Raw genomic sequence first — 16,517 nt, 5'->3', positions numbered from 1 at the left:
CGGGGAGCTACCAGACACGGCCTAGTAGATGAGAGCGGTGGCGATGGCCATGATGCCTTCGCCGCGGCCGGTGAAGCCCAGGCCGTCGCTGGTGGCGGCGCTGACCGAGACCTCGGCGCCCAGCGCCTCGGTCAGGGCGTTCTCGGCCTCTTGGCGGCGGAGCATGAGCCTGGGCCGGTTGCAGACGACCTGAACGGTCACGTTGCCGATGTAGTAGCCGGCTCCGCGCACGCGCTCACCCGTCTCCCACACCAGCGTCACCCCGGCCACGCCCTTCTGCTCCGGATCGTCGGTGCCGAAGTTCGTGCCCAGGTCGCCGAGCCGGGCCGCGCTGAGCAACGCCGTACAGATCGCGTGCGCGACCGCGTCGCCGTCGGAGTGCCCAGCGGCACCCATCGTCTCCTGCGGCCAGTGCAGACCGGCCAGCCACATCGGACGGCCTTCCTCCAGCGGATGGATGTCGATACCGTTGCCCACCCGCGGGATCCTGCCGTCGATCACACCAGTCGCCTCTCAGCCAGTAACGCTTCCGCCAAGAGGAGATCATGGGGGCGGGTCACCTTGAAGGCGTCCGGCGATCCCTCGACGGTCTGCACGGTGATGCCGAGGCGCTCGCACATCATCGCGTCGTCGGTCGCGCCAACGAGCCCGGCCGCGTGGGCGCGCCGCAGTACGTCGGGAGCGAAGCCCTGCGGGGTCTGCACGGCGACCAGCGTCGACCGGTCGGGGGTACCGACCACCTCACCGGACGGGCCGACCTGCTTGATCGTGTCCGTCACCGGCACGACCGGTACGACGGCCCGCGCGCCCGACCGCACCGCCGCGACCACCCGCTCGATCACCGCGACCGGGACGAACGCCCGGGCCGCGTCGTGCACCAGGATGCAGTCGATCCCGTCGACCGGGACCACGGCCAGCGCCGCGCGGACCGAGTCCGGCCGCTCGACGCCCCCGGCAACCACCAGCAGCTGGGCGTCACCGACGTACGGCGCCAACTCCTTGCCGACCGCTTCCTCGGCGCCGGGTGGCACTGCCACCACGAAACAACTGAGGCCGGCGGCGGTCGCTGCCTTCAGCCCACGCACCGCATGGACCAGCAGAGAGTCGCCACCGACCTCTCGAAATGCTTTTGGTGTCTCACCACCCAGCCGCAGGCCCAACCCGGCCGCGGGAATCACGACCGCGCTGTTCATGCCGACGCTGGTTAGGAGGCGAGAACCTCGTCGAGGATGGCCTCGGCCTTGTCCTCGTTGGTGTGTTCGGCGAGGGCCAGCTCGGAGACGAGGATCTGGCGAGCCTTCGCCAGCATCCGCTTCTCACCCGCAGACAGGCCGCGGTCGCGCTCCCGGCGCCACAGGTCGCGGACGACCTCCGCCACCTTCAGCACGTCACCCGAGTGCAGCTTCTCCAGGTTCGCCTTGTAGCGACGCGACCAGTTGGTCGGCTCCTCCGTGTGCGGTGCACGCAGCACGTCGAAGACGCGCTCCAGGCCGGCCTGATCCACGACGTCACGCACGCCGACGAGATCGAGGTTGCACGCGGGGACCCGGACGACCAGGTCGTTCTGAGCGACGATCCTCAAGACCAGGTAGGTCTTGTCCTCACCTTTGATCTGACGGGTCTCGATGTCCTCGATGACGGCCGCTCCGTGATTGGGGTAAACAACCGTCTCGCCGACTGTGAAAGTCATGTGTGAAGTGCCCCTTTCCAAGATCAATACTACCACGCGGCGGATGGTCCGGTTCTGGCGTTTGCGCTGGTCAGGGGCCACTTCGTGCCTTGACAAACGCTCTCGGGCGTGCCTCGTACGCGCGCGGGCCGTTGCCGGGGACACCACTTCGGCACCCCGGCGTGGGCGGGCCGCTGTCCGGTCGGGAAGCGGTGGCGGCTAGGCTTTGGCCCGCCGGAGGCCCGTGCCTGACGGTGCCCACGGTGGCGAAAACAGCTTGCACGAGAGGGATTCCAGTGCCGATCACGTTGTCCTCGCGGTCCGTCCGGCGTACTGCGCTGGCGGGTGCCGCCGCCACTCTCAGTATCGCGCTGGCGGCGTGCAGCGCGAGCTTCAATGCGCCGACCCTGCAGCCGTACCAGGCCGCCGAGGGCACCAACGCGGACACCGGTTCGATCAAGGTGCGCAACCTGCTGGTGCTGGCCGATGCCGAGGGCAAGGGCGAGCTGCACGGCGTCGTCGTCAACACCGGCGACAACCCCGAGACGCTGGTCAAGTTCGACCAGGCGCCGGCCGGGACGCAGGACGGACAGGCCGGCTCGGACCAGCCGACGCCGGGTTCGGTCACGTTCAGCGAGCTCAAGGAGCCGGTGAAGCTGGAGCCGCACACCTCGGTCCTGCTGCCGGGCGCCGGCGCCTCGACCGGGAGTGAGACCCCCTCGGCCTCGGACACCCCGTCGTCCAGCGAGACCCCGGGCGCGGAGGGCGACGGCCCAGCGGTCTCGGTGACCGGCGCGAAGCCGGGTCAGATGGTGAACGTGACGATCACGTTCGGCCAGGCCGCCCCGATCACCACTTACATCCCGGTGCTCACCGACGACCACTACTCCCCGTCGCCGAACGCTTCCGAGTAGCTCTCAGCTCTTGGCGGCGGACGCTGCCTTCGAGAGGTCCGGCAGGACCTTGTCCAGGACCCACGGGACGCTCAGCACGCTGACGGCGCTCATCCCGGAGATCACCTGCTGGTCCCGCAGCGCGTACTTGGACGCCTTCAGCGACGAGTAGACGGGATCGGCCAGGAACTTCTGCGTCCCGATCCCGTCGACGTACGCGATCAGCACGTCGGCGTCGATGTCGGCGACCTTCTCCTTGCTGATCGTCAGCGAGAACTCCTTCTTGGCGTTGGTCTTCTCCAGCGCCTCGACCCCCGGAGAGTTCTTGAAGCCCAGCTCGTTCAGGATCTGCACCCGCGGGTCGCCCGGCATGTAGACGTAGTTGTCCGCGCCGAAGGAGCCGACCGTGACGGTCTTGCCCTTGAACTCCGGGTGATCGGCGGCAACCTGCTTGATCTTGTCCTGGATACCGGTGATCACCTTCTCCGCGTCGGCCTTCTTGCCGAGCGCCTCACCGACCAGCAGCGTCTGGTCCTGCCAGGTGGTCTGCCACGGCGCCCCGGGGTACGCCACGGTCGGCGCGATACCACTCAGCGTGTCGTACGTCGCCTTGTCGAAGCCCTCGTACGGCGCCAGGATCACGTCCGGCTTGAGCGCCGCGATCTTCTCGAACGGGTACTTGTCGCCGGTGTCCAGCAGGGTGGTCTTCGACTTGTCGAACTTGTCCGCGTCCCACGCCGTCACCCCGTCCGGGGTGGGGCCGTAGCTGACCTTGGGCATCCCGACCGGGGTCTCGCCGAGCGCGTAGACCACGTCCTGCGCGTTCCAGCCGAGGGTGACGATCCGCTCGGGCTTCTTCGGAACGGTGGTTTCACCGAAGGTGTTCTTCAACGTGACCGGGAACCCGGACGACGCCGCGCCGGCCGATGATGCGGCCTTGTCGTCGCCGTCACCGCCACAGGCGGCCAGCGTGGTCGTGGCGAGCAGTACGGCGGTGACCGCACTGACGACCCGGGTACGGGACCAGGACATGTTCGACTCTCCTTAGACCAAGTGCCTCAACTAAGGAGAGCCTAAGCTAACTTCACGGGTGGTCGCGACCCGTGACGCTGTGACTCAGGACTCGAACTTGTAGCCGAGACCACGCACCGTGACCAGGTGGGCGGGATTCGACGGGTCCTTCTCGAGCTTGGAGCGCAGCCGCTTCACGTGCACGTCGAGGGTCTTGGTGTCACCGACGTAGTCGGCGCCCCAGATCCGGTCGATCAGCTGGCCACGGGTGAGCACGCGGCCGGTGTTCCGCAGCAGCATCTCGAGCAGCTCGAACTCCTTCAGCGGGAGCCGGATCTCGGTCCCGGACACGGTCACCACGTGCCGCTCGACATCCATCCGGACCGGTCCGGCCTCGAGGGTGTCGGGTAGCAGCTCGACGTCCTGGCCACGCCGCAGTACCGCCCGGATCCGGGCCAGCAGCTCCCGCGGGCTGTACGGCTTGGTCACGTAGTCGTCCGCGCCCAGCTCGAGCCCGACGACCTTGTCGACCTCGGTGTCCTTGGCGCTGACGATGATCACCGGCACGTTGCCCCGGCTGCGCAGTGCTCTGCACACCTCGGTACCGGACAGGCCCGGCAGCATCAGGTCGAGCAGCACGATGTCCGCACCGGCGCGGTCGTACTCGTCCAGGGCGTCCGGTCCGGTCTCCGCGACGGCGACCTCGAACCCTTCCTTGCGGAGCACGTACGACAGCGCGTCGCTGTAGCTCTCTTCGTCTTCGACGACCAGCACTCGGGTCACGAAGCTGTCTCCTTTGTGATCTGCCCCAACGGGGTTGGCGTCAGGGATGCGGCCGGCTCCTCCTGGCTGGTGGAGTCGGTCTGGCCCGGCGCGGGTTCGAGCCGCAGCGGGAGTCTCACGGTGAAGGTGGAGCCCTGACCCTCGACGCTCCAGACCCGCACGTCGCCACCGTGGATGGACGCGATGTGCTTGACGATCGAGAGGCCGAGCCCGGTCCCACCGGTCTCGCGGCTGCGGGCCCGGTCTACCCGGTAGAACCGCTCGAAGATGCGTTCCAGGTCGCTGCTCGGGATACCGACGCCCTGGTCGGAGACGGTGATCTCGACCAGGTCCCCGATCGGGTGCGCGGCGACCGCGACCCGGGTGCCGTCGGGGCTGTAGTTGACCGCGTTCTCGACCAGGTTGCCGATGGCAATCGACAGCTGGTCCTCGCTGCCCATCACCTCGAGCTCCGGCTCGGTCTTCACCACGATCTTGATGTCCCGGTCCTCGGCGTCCACCCGGCAGCGGTCCACCGCGGACTCGATCACGCCGTTGATGTCGACCGGGCCCGGGTTCTCCAGCGGGTCGTCACCCTGCAGCCGGGACAGCTCGATGATCTCCTTGACCAGGCGGCTGAGCCGGGAGGCCTCGATCCGCATCCGGTCCGAGAACCGCTGCACCGCGTCCGGGTCGTCAGCCGCCTCGGAGACCGCGTCGGCGAGCAGGATCAGCGCGCCGACCGGGGTCTTCAGCTCGTGGCTGACGTTGACCGTGAAGTCCCGCCGGATCGCCTCCAGGCGGCGCTCCCGGGTCCGGTCCTCGACCAGGACCAGCACCAGCTGGCTGCCGAGCGGCGCGACCCGGGCACTGACGTACTGCGTCGCGCCCAGCCGGCCGCGGACGATCTCCAGGTCCTGCTGGCGGATCTCGCCGTCGCGGCGGACCTGGCGAACCATGGTGAGGATGTCGTCGACCACCAGCCGCTCGCCGCGGACGATACCCAGCACGTGCGCCGGGGCGCTGGCCTGCAGGACCTGGTCCTCGGGGCCCATCACGACGGCGGACGAGCGCAGTACCGAGAGCACGGTCGCGACGCCGGCCGGGACGATCGGGTCGGAGGTCTCCGGGATCTTCCGCTGGGCCCGCTCCGAAAGCATCATCGCACCGAGCGAAAGCAGGGCCAGGGCCGCGCCGATGACGCCGCCCAGCACCGCAGCCAGCGTGGGGTCCACGGCAACGATGCTACGCGGGCAACCAGCAGGGAAAGACCGAATGAGCACCGGATGACCGGGACACGTCTCAACTGTTCATCGGGCGTTCACCACTCGTCGCCGATCGGCAACCTCGACGGCATACGGTCACCGGTGGACGGGTACCGGACCACTCCCGACGTACCCTGTCCGCTGCGGTATCGGACACCACAGATCGGATTCGAACACCATGCGTGACAGTTACCACGAGCAGCTCGACGACATCCTCGCCGAGCTGGAGCGGATGACGCGGACGGTGTCCACCGCCGTACGCAGGTCCACCGCGGCCCTGCTCGAAGCCGACATCCGGAAGGCCGAAGACGTCATCGCGGCCGACATCCAGCTCGACGCCGCCGGTGAGGGCGTCGAGGAGAAGGTCTTCGAGCTGATGGCCCGGCAGTCGCCGGTCGCCAACGAGCTGCGGATGCTGGTCGCCGCGCTGCGGATGGTCGCCGACCTGGAGCGGATGGGCGACCTGGCCGCGCACGTGTCCAAGATCGCCCGGATGCGCTACCCGGCCCCCGCGATCCCGGCCGAGCTGCACGACGTGATCCAGGAGATGGGCAGCGTCGCGGGCAAGATGGTCGACGCCGCCGGCGACGTGATCTCCACCCGCGACGTCGAGGCGGCCGGCAAGCTCGAGGCCACCGACGACGAGATGGACAAGCTCCGCACCAACCAGTTCCGCCTGATGATGGACGACAGCTGGCCGCACGGTGTCGAGGTCGCCGTCGACATGGCGCTGCTGTCCCGGTACTACGAGCGCATCTCGGACCACGCGGTCTCGATGGCCCGCCGGGTCGTCTACCTGGTCACCGGCGAGCTCCCGGTCGCCATCGGTGGCACCGCCGCCGGCTCCGGCGCCGGCGCCTCGGCCCCGAACCCGAACGGCAACTGACCTCCCGATCTCCGTAGCCCCCGGCAACCATCGGTTGCCGGGGGCTACCGGTATATCTTCACCGCATGACCGACGCCGCCGAGACCGCCCGTCTCGTCAACACCGACCTCTCCACCCTGACCCCCACCGAACTCAAGGCCCACCTGGCCGAGGTCGAACGGCAGCTGGCGAACATCCTCCAGACCGAACGCGCCCTCCTGGAGGCGAACGCCGAGGTGCTGGCCGACCACCCCGAACTCCAGGCCAGGCTCGCCCACCTCCGCACTGTCCGGACGACTCCGGACGACTCCGGACGACTCCGGACGACTCCGGACGAGGAAATAGTCAACACTGATGACGCGTCCGGGGCGGCCGGCGGGCAGGCTGACGGCTGACAACCCCCAGCCGAGGAGCCCATCGTGACCGCCATCCTGACCTTCGACATCTTCTCCAGCTTCGACGGCTACGGCTCGCCCACCAGCCCGTACGGCGGCTACTGGGGAAAGGAAGGCCCCGAGTTCCTCGCCCACCGCTTCACCCAGTTCGGCGAGAAACAGCGGCTACTCCTCGGCGCCGGCACGTTCCGCCTCTTCGCCGCGATGCTGTCCTCGGCACCCGAGTCCTTCGACCCATGGGTCACCCGAATGCACAACCTGCCCACGACGGTGGTCTCGAACACCCTGCAAGCACCCCTCGAGTGGCCAGACGCAACCGTCCTCCCCGGCGACCCCGTCGAGTCGGTCGCCCGCCTCAAGGAGGAATCAGACCTCCCCCTCATCTCCCACGGCAGCCTGACCCTGAACCGAGCCCTCCTGACCGCCGGCCTGATCGACCGCCTCCGGGTCACGATCTTCCCGGTCCTCAACAACCAGTCCCAATCCCCCAAAGACCGAATCTTCGAAGAAACCGGCAACTTCGACCTAGAACTCCTCGATTCCCAAACCCTCGACACCCACACCCAACAACTAACCTACCGCCCAACTCGCCACCCCTGACCCGTCGCCCCGAATCGCTGTCAGGCGCGGAGAGCGGCGGCGCTTCCCAGCAGACCAACGCGTTCGAGGGAGGTGAGAACGTCGTCGACGCTGCCTGGGGGGTTCTGCCAGGCGTCGGCCATCCGTTGCACCTGGGCGTAGACCGCCTGCTGGTTCAGATCGATGAGATCGAGCACGAAGTCGTCAGCAGCCCCCCACTGACCCGATCACCTGGGCACGGCCTTGATCACAGCGGCGAGGACATCTCGGATCGCCCGGTTCATCAACTAACGCGTGCGATCGAGCTTGGCGGGATCGAGGCTGGTCCTGGTGAGCTTGAGGTTCCGAAAGGTCTCGTCGAGGATTTCCTCGGTCCACTTCGCCTGGACAAGACCGGCCTGCGCGACTCGGATGAGCAGATCGCGCAGGCTGTTGGGATAGAACGTTGGCGTCGTAGACGACGATGAACGACACGTCAGTACAGGCCCATGTCCCGGTTGAGCTCAGTCAGCTCGTCGGCGACCTCGCGACGGTCCTGGTCGTCCTTGCGCTTGTAGTCCAGCAGCGAATCGACGCGGACCCGGCGATGCGTCCCCACCTTGCGATACTCGATCTCCCCGGCGTCCAGCAGACCGATGAGATAGGGCCGAGAGACGTTCAACATGGCCGCGGCCTGCTGGGTCGTCAGCTCGGCATGAGCAGGAACCACCGACACGGTCTGACCGGCGGCCATATGCGCAAGCACCTTGGCCAGAAGCTCCACAGCACTCCGCGGAACAGCCAAGGCACCGTCAGGGTCACCGTCCACCACCACGCGAACTTCGCTGTCGTCGACATGACTGGCCAGGTATCGCTTGACTCGCCGCATGGCGACCTCCGCGGAATGAACCTGAGCAGCATCCAGCCGCTCAGCGGCCGCTTCTGCAGAGCTCATCACCACTCCTCCCGGATCGCCACGCGTCAACCGAAGTATCCGCAACAACCGCAATAACCGCAACTGTTCTCCTGACCTCCGCTGCCCCAGCGAAGACGTGAACCTTCCTACGCCACCGCGAACCCACCCACTGTCCCCCGAGCACGCCGACCTCACATCACCCGTCTGCGGCCCTGCGAAGGCGCCTGAAGACAGCCGCGCCGAAGGCGTGTTTCGTCTCGCTCAAGTCGCCCGGCGGCCGCTTGCGGGCGCAGCGAGTCCCGCGTGCCGCGGCTGGTCAGCCAAGGCAGTCTTCTGAGAGGTGGGTGTTACAGTGGGTATGCGCGAAGGAGTTCGCGCAGACGGAGTATGGGGAGTCAGTCCCAGCGGTTCATCACCGGATGCTCTGGCTGAAGTGGACGATCCGGGTTCGAATCCCGGCGCCCTCCTCACGGAGGGGTCGTAGCTCAATGGCAGAGCCCCACTTTTTCGTCAGTGGCGGGCCCGCATCGGGGCCCGCCACTTCTTATGTCGAGCGCAGTACGACGCGCATCGCCGCGGTGAGCTCGGAGACCGTCAGCTTGAGGCTGGCGTAGTGCCTGCGAGCCTTTCCTACTGCTTTCCGTTCGAGCTGATGCCGGTTCAGGATGCCGGGTTCCTCGGCGAGGACGTCTTCGATGACGAGCTCGGCCCACAAACTCCGCCGGAGTGAGTCGCGCAGAATGACGTTCGCCTGCCGTCCGAGAGATTTCGTCACGGCCAGGGTGAGGATGAGCTCCGGATGCCCGAACTCGACTCGGTCGCCGACCGCGATTCCGGCGAGCGACTTCTTCGTGATTCGCACCCAGCCGGCCTCCGCCGTCGGGGTCCACAGGCCAACTTTGTCGACGAGTGGTTGGTGCGCACGGCCACCGCTGTGGATGGTTGCGTTGCGCATCAGCCGCAGCGTGTCGATCTGGATGATGCTGTCCGCGTCGAACGTCTTACCGGTAGCGGACTCGATCGCGTCATGCAACTGAGCAAGGACCGCGTTGCAGGCATTCGCCGGCGCTTTTCCATCACGAATCAAGAGCCCGACGCAGGTCTTCAGGAAATCCTCGTGAAGTGCCAAAGCATACGGAACGCTCATCGCGCCGAGATGTGTGTCGGCGGACTGCAGGATGGCGAGCGCGGCTTCGGTGCGTAGGTTGAAGCGACGGATGTGCGGGACACGGGGGAACACGTCAGGCAGCAGTGTGTCCGATCCCTCGGTCAGCTGCAGCAGATGTGAGGCGAGCTGCGCGCCTGCCAACAGTCCCATCATCGCGTTGCTGGCGTCCTGCCGCTGAACCTCGAACGCTCGGTACTCGGCGAACTGCACGATCCCGCTTCCCACCTGTTTCCTTCCATTGGCCTCCCTGCCCTGCCCGAGCAAGCGCAGAAGAGTGAGAGCAATTTGTAGCAGATCCCGACTACATTCCGTGACCACTCCACTGAGAAGCGTGCGACCACAGCCGGTCGCACGGCCTCCGGGAAGAAACCAGCCGCATCGAGCGGGCCTTCTCGCCTCCATACAGTTGCTCGCCAAGCACCTAGGCGCGAACCCACCCCCGCACCCCGGCGAAGCCGGCAACAGACAGCCGCGCCGAAGGCGCGACCTCTCCGCGCGACACCCCCGAACCACCCGTACTCCGCCGAGTACGTCCGCCCGAGACCACGTCCCGCGCCCCGGCCGAGCCGGGCAACAGACGGCCGCGCCGAAGGCGTGACCTTTCGCGTATGTGGATTGTCCGCCAAGCACTTGAGCGCGGGATCAGCTCCTGCGCCCGGCGAAGCCGGTGATAAGAACAGCCGCGCCGAAGGCGTGTCCGTTTCGGCGCGGTCCCCGGATCCACTTGCACTTCGCCGAGTACGCCGGCGCCGAGACCACGTGCCGCGCCCGGCGGAGCCGGGGACAAGACAGCCGCGCCGAAGGCGTGTCCATTTCGGGGTTCCTTTGGCGCAGCTGTTGTGGGTTTAGCGGCCCTGGTTTTTTACGGCTTCGATGGCGTCTTTGGCTGCTTGGGGGTCTAGGTATTCGCCACCGGGGGTTACCGGGTGGAAGTCGTCGTCGAGTTCGTAGTACAGGGGGATGCCGGTGGGGATGTTGAGGCCTACGACGGTCTTCTCGTCGAGGTTGTCGAGGTGTTTGACGAGGGCGCGGAGGGAGTTGCCGTGGGCGGTGACCAGGACCGTCTTGCCGGTGCGGAGGTCGGGGACGATCGCGTCGTACCAGTACGGGAGCATCCGCTCGACGACGTCCTTGAGGCACTCGGTCGCGGGGAGGAGCTCCGACGGGAGGCCGGCGTACCGCGGGTCGCCGGCCTGGTCGTACTCCGAGCCGCGCTCGATCGCCGGCGGCGGGGTGTCGTAGGAGCGGCGGAACAGCATGAACTGCTCCTCGCCGAGCTCCTCCAGCGTCTGCTTCTTGTCCTTGCCCTGCAGGCCGCCGTAGTGCCGCTCGTTCAGCCGCCAGGAGCGCCGTACGTCGATCCACTGCCGGTCCGCCACCTCGAGCGCGATGTTCGCGGTCCGGATGGCGCGGCGCAGCACCGAGGTGTGCAGGACGTCGGGCAGCAGATCGCGGTCGCGGAGCAGCTCGCCGCCGCGGTGCGCCTCCTCGACACCCTGCGCGTTCAGGTCGACGTCCACCCAGCCGGTGAAGAGGTTCTTCGCGTTCCAGTCGCTGTGGCCGTGGCGGAGCAGGATCAGGCGATAGGTCATGCCTCGGAGTCTAGCGAGGCTCCAGCCAGCCCTTGAAAGCGTCCAGGTTCCGGGTGGACTCGCCGCGCGCGACCCGCCAGTCGTACTCGCGCCGGATCGACGACGCGAACCCCAGCTCGAGGATCGTGTTGAACGACGTGTCCGAGTATTCCAGCACCGCCCCCAGCAACCGGTCGACCTCGACCGGCGTGATCGCGTGCAACGGCACCCGCCCGTCCAGGTGGATGTCCCCAACGTGATCCACAGCAAAAGCAACGCCGTACATCTTCAGGTTCCGCTCCAGCAACCACCGATAAACGGCTTCCTGGTTCTCGTCCGGATGCCGCGCCACGAAAGCGTGCACATGCACCGCCTGCGGCCCGACCGTCAACGACACCGTCGTCTTGAGCTTCCGCTCCCCCGGCAAATCCGCCGCAAACGTACCCGGCTCGTCCTCGGTGAACGCGATCTCGTTCTCCACCAGCACCTGACGGATCACATCCGCCGCCGCCACCCTCACCCAGCCACCTCCGCAGCGATCTCAGCCGCCATCGTGTCGCCCGCGGTCCGGTACGCCGCCAGCGTCTTGCGGGCGGTCAGCTTCCAGCCGAACCCCTGTGCATGCTTGACCGCCGCCCGGCTCATGGTCTCGCGGGTGGCCGGATCCGTCGCGATCCGGGCCAGCGCGTCGGCGAAGTCGTCCACGCTGTGCCCGTGCACGAGCAACCCGGTCTGCCCGTGCACCACCGCCGTACTCAGACCGCCGACCGCCGCCGCGACCACCGGCGTACCGCAGGCCTGCGCCTCCAAAGCCACCAAACCAAAGGATTCCGAGTACGACGGCACGCACACCACGGACGCCGCCCGGTACCACTCGGCCAGCAGCGACCGCTCCATCGGCTTCACGAACCGCGTCACGTCGTCGACCCCGAGCGCCCGCGCCAACTCCGCGTGCGCCTCCGGATGCTCCATCCCGTTCCCCGAAGGCCCACCGATGATCGCCACCACCAACCGCGATCGCAGCGACGGATCGCGCGAGAGCATCCGCGCCGCCGCCCGGATCAACAGGTCGGGCGCCTTCAACGGCTGCAACCGCCCGACAAACGCCAGTACGACGGCATCCAAAGGCAAGCCCAGCGCCTGACGTGCGGCAGCGAGCGAACCCGGCGAGAACATCTCCAGATCCACGCCCGGATTCACCACCCCGACCTTCGCCGGCTGAGCGCCGTACAACTCGATCAGCTCCCGCGCCTCGTCAGATGTGTTGGCCAGCAGGCGATCCGCGGCCTCCACCACCTGTTCCTCGCCGAGCAACCGCGCCGGCGGCTCCGGTACGTCGTCCTCCGCAAGGCTCGCGTTCTTCACCTTGGCCATCGTGTGCATCGTGTGTACCAGCGGGACAGCCCACCGGTCGCGGGCGAGCAGACCGACTTGCCCGGACAACCAGTAGTGCGAGTGGATCACGTCGTACCAGCCCGGCTCGTGGATCGCCTCGGCCCGCAACACGGCCCGGGCGAACGTACACAGCTGCGCCGGCAGCTCGTTCTTCGTCAGACCCTCGTACGGCCCGGCGGCAACGTTCCGCACCATCACGCCCGGCAGCAGCTCGACCCGCGGCGGCAGCGCCGACGCGGTCGCCCGGGTGAACACGTCGATCTCGATCCCCAGCGCCGCGAGCTGCTTGGAGAGCTCGACCACGTAGACGTTCATCCCGCCCGCGTCGCCGGTCCCCGGCTGGTCCAGCGGCGACGTGTGCAGGCTGATCATCGCCACCCGCCGCAGCGGGCGGTCGGCGGAGGCTTCGGTCACCTGGTCAGGGTAACTCCGGGGTTTCCGCCGGGAATCGGGAGTTCTCCCTATCGGCGGCGGTCCAGCTGGCCAAGAGCCGCAGGTTCTGCTCGGAGGTCGAGCCGGGCTCGACCGTGTACGTCACCAGCAGTTGGTCCGGTTCGCCCGGCGGCTGCAACGTCTCGTACTGGACGGTGATGTCGCCGACCAGCGGGTGGTGCTGCGTCTTGGTCCCGAAGGTCTTGTCCTTCACGTCGTGCCGTGCCCAGTGCTCGCGGAACTCCGGGCTCTGGATCGACAGCTCGCCGATCAGCTCGGTCAGCTCCGGATCGGTCGGGTAGCGGCCGGCGTACATCCGCAGGTAGCCGACGGTCTCGTCCGCGACCGCCTCCCAGTCCGGGTAGAAGTCGCGCGACGCCGGGTCGAGGAAGAGCAGCCGCGGGATGTTCCGCTGCTTGCGGTCCAGGCCGTCGAAGTCGGCGATCAGGGCCGCGGCCAGCCGGTTCCAGCCGAGCACGTCCATCCGGCGGCCGAGGACGAAGGCCGGTACGTCGGGCATCGAGTCGAGCAGGCGCTGCATCCCCGGTCGCAGGCGCTCCGGCGTACGGCGTTTGGCGGCCCGGCGGACCGGTTTCGCCAGCAGGGCAAGGTGTTTGCGCTCGTCCTCGGTCAGCGAGAGTACGTCGGCGACCGCGTCGAGGATCTCCTGCGAGACGTTCTCCGCGCGGCCCTGCTCGAGGCGGACGTAGTAGTCGGCGCTCACACCGGCAGCCTGTGCGAGCTCCTCGCGCCGCAGCCCGGAGACGCGACGGCGGCCGCCGAATACCTTCAGCCCGAGGTCCTCGGGCTGCACCCGCGCCCTCCGCGACTTGAGGAAGTCGGTCAGCTCCGCACGTCGGTCCATGCCCTCCAGTATCCAGACCGGCCGGGTCCGCAACCTGGTCCTGTCAGAACCAGGCTCAACAGACCTCTGGGTAGCCGCTCGCGTCCGCCACAGGATCGGTGACATCAACCACCCGATGGAGGAAACGATGAACAACCTCACCGGCCGCACCGCAGTCGTCACCGGCGCCGCAAGCGGGATCGGCGCCGCGATCGCCACCCAACTGGCCGAGGCGGGCGCCTCGGTCGCCCTTGTCGCCCGGCGGCAGGACCGGCTCGACGACCTGGCCGGCAAGCTCGGCGCGCGGACGTTCGGCGTCGCGATCGATGTGACGTCGCAGGAGTCGGTCGACGCCGGCGTCGCGCGGATCCACGAGCGGCTCGGCCGGGTCGACCTCGTCGTCAACGCGGCAGGCGTGATGCTCGCCGCGCCGGTGACGGAGCGCCGGCTCGACGACTGGACCCGGATGATCGACACCAACCTGACCGGCGTACTGCGGCTCGTCCACGCGTTCACGCCCGACCTGATCGCCGCGGCGGCCAACGGCGGAACGGCAGACCTGGTCAACATCTCGTCGATCGGCGCCCACGTCGTCTTCCCCGGGTACGCCGTCTACGGCGCCACGAAGGCTGCTCTCACCCAACTGTCCGCGGCCCTGCGCGCGGACCTCTCGCCGTACGACGTCCGCGTCACGAACGTCGAGCCCGGCCTCACGGACACCGAACTCGCCACCCACCTCGACACCGACGGCCAGGAGCTGATCGCGGCCATGAACGACCAGATCGGCCCGTTGACCGCGGACGACATCGCCGACGTCGTCACGTTCACGGTCAGCCGCCGGCGCGAGCTCAACCTCCGCCAGATCATCGCCCTGCCGACCCGTCAGGCGTGATCAGGGTAGGCCTACCACCACCGTGATCGGCGGACTCGCTCCACTGTGCTCGGCGCCGTACGCCACAAGCATTGAGGACATGCGCACAGTCCTCGCAGAAGTGAAGTCCTGGCACCGGCCGCTGATGGTGATGGTGCTCGCGATGGCCGGTCTGGTCCTGGCCTCCGGCGTCGGTCTCGCCGTCGACCACCGGGAGATCCTCAACGAGTCCGTGTGGCTCAAGCCGTTCAAGTTCGGCATCTCGTTCGTGGCGTACGGCGCGACGCTGGCCTGGCTGCTCTCCAGGCTGCGCAAGGCGCGCCGGCTCGGCTGGTGGACCGGCACGGTGTTCGCGATCACCGGGATCGTGGACGTCGGGTTCATCGCGGTGCAGGCCGCCCGCGGTACGTTCAGCCACTTCAACGCCAACGCCGACACTTTCAACCAGGTCGGGCAGAAGGTCTTCATGTCCGGGGTGATGGGACTGTTCGGCGCGAGCCTGGTGGTCGCGATCATGCTGCTGTTCCAGCGGATCGGCGACGCACCCCTGAACCGCGCGATCCGGGTCGGTCTCGGGCTCGCCGTCGCCGGGATGGGAATCGCCTTCTACCTGGTCGGTTCGAACGGCGCCCGGCAGCTGACCACCGACGCGTACGGTCACCCGGTCACGCTCGCCGGCAGCCACGGGATCGGCGTCGAAGCCGGCGGGCCTGGTATGCCGCTGACCCACTGGAGCACCGTCGGCGGCGACCTGCGCATCCCGCACTTCGTCGGCCTGCACGCGATCCAGGTCCTGCTCTTCACGGTGCTCGCTCTGAGCCTGCTCTCCGGTCGCGTTGCCTGGCTACGCTCGGAGCGAGTCCGCACCCGCCTCATCGGCGTTGCCGCCTTCGGGTACGCGGGTCTGATGCTCACCGTGACCGTCCAGGCGTTCCGTGGACAGTCGCTGATTCACCCCGACGGCCAGACGCTGGGGATGCTGGGTGGCTTCGCCGTACTCACCCTGACTCTCCTGGGTGCGGTGGTTGCGGCTGCTCGCCGTACCACGGAGGTTGAGACGGATCGCAGGTTTGTCAGCACGGTTTGAGAGACTCGGTCCATGACTTCGAGCGAGCGTCCTCTTGCCGTCGTGACCGGTGCCAGCAGCGGGATCGGGGCCGCCTCTGCGCGGTATCTGGCCCGGGCCGGGTTCGAGGTGATCTGCGCCGCGCGACGGCTGGACCAGATCGAGGCGCTGGCCAAGGAGATCGACGGTCGCGCGGTGGAGTGTGACGTCACGTCCGCCGCCGATGTCGCCAGGCTGACCGAGGCCGTCGGCGACGAGCTGCAGGTCCTGCTCAACAACGCCGGCGGCGCGTTCGGCTTCGAGCCGGTGGCGGAGGCCGACCTGGACGCGTGGCGGCGGATGTACGAGGTCAACGTGATCGCCGTCGCCGCCGTCACCAAGTCGTTGCTCCCGGCCCTTATCGCCGGCCGCGGCATGATCATCGTGATGGGCTCGACGGCCGGCCAGGTCGCGTACGAGGGCGGCGGCGGATACGTCGCCGCCAAGCACGGCGCGAAGGCCGTCGTCGACACCCTCCGCCTCGAGCTCTACGACCAGCCGGTCCGGGTCACCGAGATCGCCCCCGGCATGGTCCGCAGCGAAGGCTTCGCGCTGACCCGCTTCGACGGCGACCAGTCCAAGGCCGACGCCGTGTACGCCGGCGTCCGTGAACCCCTCACCGCCGAAGACATCGCCGACATCGTCACGTACGTCGCCACCCGGCCCGCGCACGTGAACCTCGACCGGATCACCGTCCGCCCCCGCGCCCAGGCCGCCCAGCACAAGGTCTTCCGGGAGCAGTAACTGGCACGTGAGCCGCCTCACCAGGTTGGTGCTTGCAATTGCAAGCAGGTTGC

Annotated in this window: 20 protein-coding genes; 7 read left to right on the top strand and 13 right to left on the bottom strand. The window is 68.0% G+C overall.

Going from position 1 to position 16,517, the window contains the following annotated elements:
• Positions 1-21: 21 nt before the first annotated feature.
• The 3 genes from ispF to AB0E69_RS16500 are packed head-to-tail and all read right to left on the bottom strand — an operon-like array spanning position 22 to position 1,690.
• Positions 22-501, bottom strand: a complete 480-nt coding sequence (gene ispF, locus AB0E69_RS16510; protein ID WP_360145522.1) for a 2-C-methyl-D-erythritol 2,4-cyclodiphosphate synthase — start codon at positions 499-501, stop codon at positions 22-24.
• Positions 498-1,193, bottom strand: a complete 696-nt coding sequence (gene ispD, locus AB0E69_RS16505; RefSeq protein WP_360145520.1) for a 2-C-methyl-D-erythritol 4-phosphate cytidylyltransferase — start codon at positions 1,191-1,193, stop codon at positions 498-500. Before ispD ends, ispF begins: the two co-directional genes overlap by 4 nt.
• 11 nt (positions 1,194-1,204) lie before the next feature.
• Positions 1,205-1,690, bottom strand: coding sequence for a CarD family transcriptional regulator (locus AB0E69_RS16500; protein ID WP_130446326.1), 486 nt, complete (start codon positions 1,688-1,690; stop codon positions 1,205-1,207).
• A 275-nt stretch (positions 1,691-1,965) separates the two neighbouring features.
• Here AB0E69_RS16500 and AB0E69_RS16495 point away from each other — a divergent pair, with 275 nt between their 5' ends.
• Entirely contained in the window at positions 1,966-2,583 is a 618-nt protein-coding gene (locus tag AB0E69_RS16495) for a hypothetical protein (RefSeq protein WP_360145517.1), read from the top strand.
• 3 nt (positions 2,584-2,586) lie between these two features.
• On the opposite strand, the gene AB0E69_RS16490 is transcribed toward AB0E69_RS16495, so the two are convergent.
• From AB0E69_RS16490 to AB0E69_RS16480, 3 genes are all read right to left on the bottom strand, one after another.
• A complete protein-coding gene (locus tag AB0E69_RS16490; RefSeq protein WP_360145514.1) occupies positions 2,587-3,594 on the bottom strand; it encodes an iron-siderophore ABC transporter substrate-binding protein in 1,008 nt (335 codons plus the stop codon).
• 84 nt (positions 3,595-3,678) lie between these two features.
• Positions 3,679-4,356 carry a response regulator transcription factor gene (locus AB0E69_RS16485; RefSeq protein ID WP_360145511.1) on the bottom strand — a complete coding sequence of 226 codons (678 nt, stop codon included), beginning with the start codon at positions 4,354-4,356 and terminating at the stop codon, positions 3,679-3,681.
• On the bottom strand, positions 4,353-5,570 hold the full coding sequence (locus AB0E69_RS16480) for an ATP-binding protein (protein WP_360145508.1): 1,218 nt from the start codon (positions 5,568-5,570) through the stop codon (positions 4,353-4,355). Before AB0E69_RS16480 ends, AB0E69_RS16485 begins: the two co-directional genes overlap by 4 nt.
• Positions 5,571-5,778: 208 nt before the next feature.
• On the opposite strand from AB0E69_RS16480, the gene phoU reads away from it, so the two are divergent.
• The 3 genes from phoU (at position 5,779) to AB0E69_RS16465 (ending at position 7,460) form a co-directional block, all read left to right on the top strand.
• On the top strand, positions 5,779-6,486 hold the full coding sequence (gene phoU, locus AB0E69_RS16475; RefSeq protein WP_360145505.1) for a phosphate signaling complex protein PhoU: 708 nt from the start codon (positions 5,779-5,781) through the stop codon (positions 6,484-6,486).
• Between the two features lie 65 nt (positions 6,487-6,551).
• On the top strand, positions 6,552-6,860 hold the full coding sequence (locus AB0E69_RS16470; RefSeq protein WP_360145502.1) for a hypothetical protein: 309 nt from the start codon (positions 6,552-6,554) through the stop codon (positions 6,858-6,860).
• A gap of 24 nt (positions 6,861-6,884) precedes the next feature.
• On the top strand, positions 6,885-7,460 hold the full coding sequence (locus AB0E69_RS16465; protein ID WP_360145499.1) for a dihydrofolate reductase family protein: 576 nt from the start codon (positions 6,885-6,887) through the stop codon (positions 7,458-7,460).
• 20 nt (positions 7,461-7,480) lie between these two features.
• Here the strand turns inward: AB0E69_RS16465 and AB0E69_RS16460 are convergent, their stop codons facing one another.
• The 7 genes from AB0E69_RS16460 to AB0E69_RS16430 form a co-directional block, all read right to left on the bottom strand.
• Entirely contained in the window at positions 7,481-7,636 is a 156-nt protein-coding gene (locus AB0E69_RS16460; protein ID WP_360145496.1) for a hypothetical protein, read from the bottom strand.
• Positions 7,637-7,914: 278 nt separating this feature from the next.
• On the bottom strand, positions 7,915-8,373 hold the full coding sequence (locus AB0E69_RS16455; RefSeq protein ID WP_360145493.1) for a helix-turn-helix domain-containing protein: 459 nt from the start codon (positions 8,371-8,373) through the stop codon (positions 7,915-7,917).
• 505 nt (positions 8,374-8,878) lie between these two features.
• Positions 8,879-9,904: a hypothetical protein gene (locus AB0E69_RS16450; protein ID WP_360145490.1), complete on the bottom strand. Its 1,026-nt coding sequence runs from the start codon at positions 9,902-9,904 to the stop codon at positions 8,879-8,881.
• A 443-nt stretch (positions 9,905-10,347) separates the two neighbouring features.
• Complete coding sequence (locus AB0E69_RS16445; protein WP_360145487.1) at positions 10,348-11,094, bottom strand: phosphoglyceromutase; 747 nt, start codon at positions 11,092-11,094, stop codon at positions 10,348-10,350.
• Positions 11,095-11,104: 10 nt separating this feature from the next.
• Entirely contained in the window at positions 11,105-11,593 is a 489-nt protein-coding gene (locus AB0E69_RS16440) for a YbjN domain-containing protein (RefSeq protein ID WP_360145484.1), read from the bottom strand.
• Entirely contained in the window at positions 11,590-12,882 is a 1,293-nt protein-coding gene (mshA, locus tag AB0E69_RS16435) for a D-inositol-3-phosphate glycosyltransferase (RefSeq protein WP_360145481.1), read from the bottom strand. Before mshA ends, AB0E69_RS16440 begins: the two co-directional genes overlap by 4 nt.
• A gap of 4 nt (positions 12,883-12,886) precedes the next feature.
• Positions 12,887-13,765 carry a helix-turn-helix transcriptional regulator gene (locus AB0E69_RS16430; protein ID WP_360145478.1) on the bottom strand — a complete coding sequence of 293 codons (879 nt, stop codon included), beginning with the start codon at positions 13,763-13,765 and terminating at the stop codon, positions 12,887-12,889.
• A gap of 127 nt (positions 13,766-13,892) precedes the next feature.
• Between AB0E69_RS16430 and AB0E69_RS16425 the strand changes: the two genes are divergently transcribed.
• From AB0E69_RS16425 to AB0E69_RS16415, 3 genes are all read left to right on the top strand, one after another.
• Positions 13,893-14,636, top strand: a complete 744-nt coding sequence (locus AB0E69_RS16425) for an SDR family oxidoreductase (protein ID WP_360145475.1) — start codon at positions 13,893-13,895, stop codon at positions 14,634-14,636.
• A gap of 79 nt (positions 14,637-14,715) precedes the next feature.
• Positions 14,716-15,702, top strand: coding sequence for a hypothetical protein (locus tag AB0E69_RS16420; protein WP_360145472.1), 987 nt, complete (start codon positions 14,716-14,718; stop codon positions 15,700-15,702).
• Positions 15,703-15,714: 12 nt separating this feature from the next.
• Positions 15,715-16,464, top strand: a complete 750-nt coding sequence (locus AB0E69_RS16415) for an SDR family oxidoreductase (protein ID WP_360145469.1) — start codon at positions 15,715-15,717, stop codon at positions 16,462-16,464.
• Positions 16,465-16,517: the final 53 nt, after the last annotated feature.

It is taken from the genome of Kribbella sp. NPDC026611, assembly GCF_040638345.1.
In the GTDB taxonomy this organism is placed as follows: Bacteria; Actinomycetota; Actinomycetes; order Propionibacteriales; family Kribbellaceae; genus Kribbella.
Note: the sequence above shows the minus strand (reverse complement) of the source record. Positions and strands in the feature narration are given on the sequence as shown.

Bases quoted from the DNA above. Each gene is read 5' to 3' on its own strand.
- AB0E69_RS16420 (WP_360145472.1), top strand. From the start codon at position 14,716: ATGCGCACAGTCCTCGCAGAAGTGAAGTCCTGGCACCGGCCGCTGATG.
- AB0E69_RS16490 (WP_360145514.1), bottom strand. From the start codon at position 3,594: ATGTCCTGGTCCCGTACCCGGGTCGTCAGTGCGGTCACCGCCGTACTG.
- phoU (WP_360145505.1), top strand. From the start codon at position 5,779: ATGCGTGACAGTTACCACGAGCAGCTCGACGACATCCTCGCCGAGCTG.
- ispD (WP_360145520.1), bottom strand. From the start codon at position 1,193: ATGAACAGCGCGGTCGTGATTCCCGCGGCCGGGTTGGGCCTGCGGCTG.
- AB0E69_RS16415 (WP_360145469.1), top strand. From the start codon at position 15,715: ATGACTTCGAGCGAGCGTCCTCTTGCCGTCGTGACCGGTGCCAGCAGC.
- AB0E69_RS16500 (WP_130446326.1), bottom strand. From the start codon at position 1,690: ATGACTTTCACAGTCGGCGAGACGGTTGTTTACCCCAATCACGGAGCG.
- AB0E69_RS16450 (WP_360145490.1), bottom strand. From the start codon at position 9,904: ATGGAGGCGAGAAGGCCCGCTCGATGCGGCTGGTTTCTTCCCGGAGGC.
- AB0E69_RS16470 (WP_360145502.1), top strand. From the start codon at position 6,552: ATGACCGACGCCGCCGAGACCGCCCGTCTCGTCAACACCGACCTCTCC.
- AB0E69_RS16430 (WP_360145478.1), bottom strand. From the start codon at position 13,765: ATGGACCGACGTGCGGAGCTGACCGACTTCCTCAAGTCGCGGAGGGCG.
- AB0E69_RS16455 (WP_360145493.1), bottom strand. From the start codon at position 8,373: ATGAGCTCTGCAGAAGCGGCCGCTGAGCGGCTGGATGCTGCTCAGGTT.
- AB0E69_RS16425 (WP_360145475.1), top strand. From the start codon at position 13,893: ATGAACAACCTCACCGGCCGCACCGCAGTCGTCACCGGCGCCGCAAGC.
- AB0E69_RS16445 (WP_360145487.1), bottom strand. From the start codon at position 11,094: ATGACCTATCGCCTGATCCTGCTCCGCCACGGCCACAGCGACTGGAAC.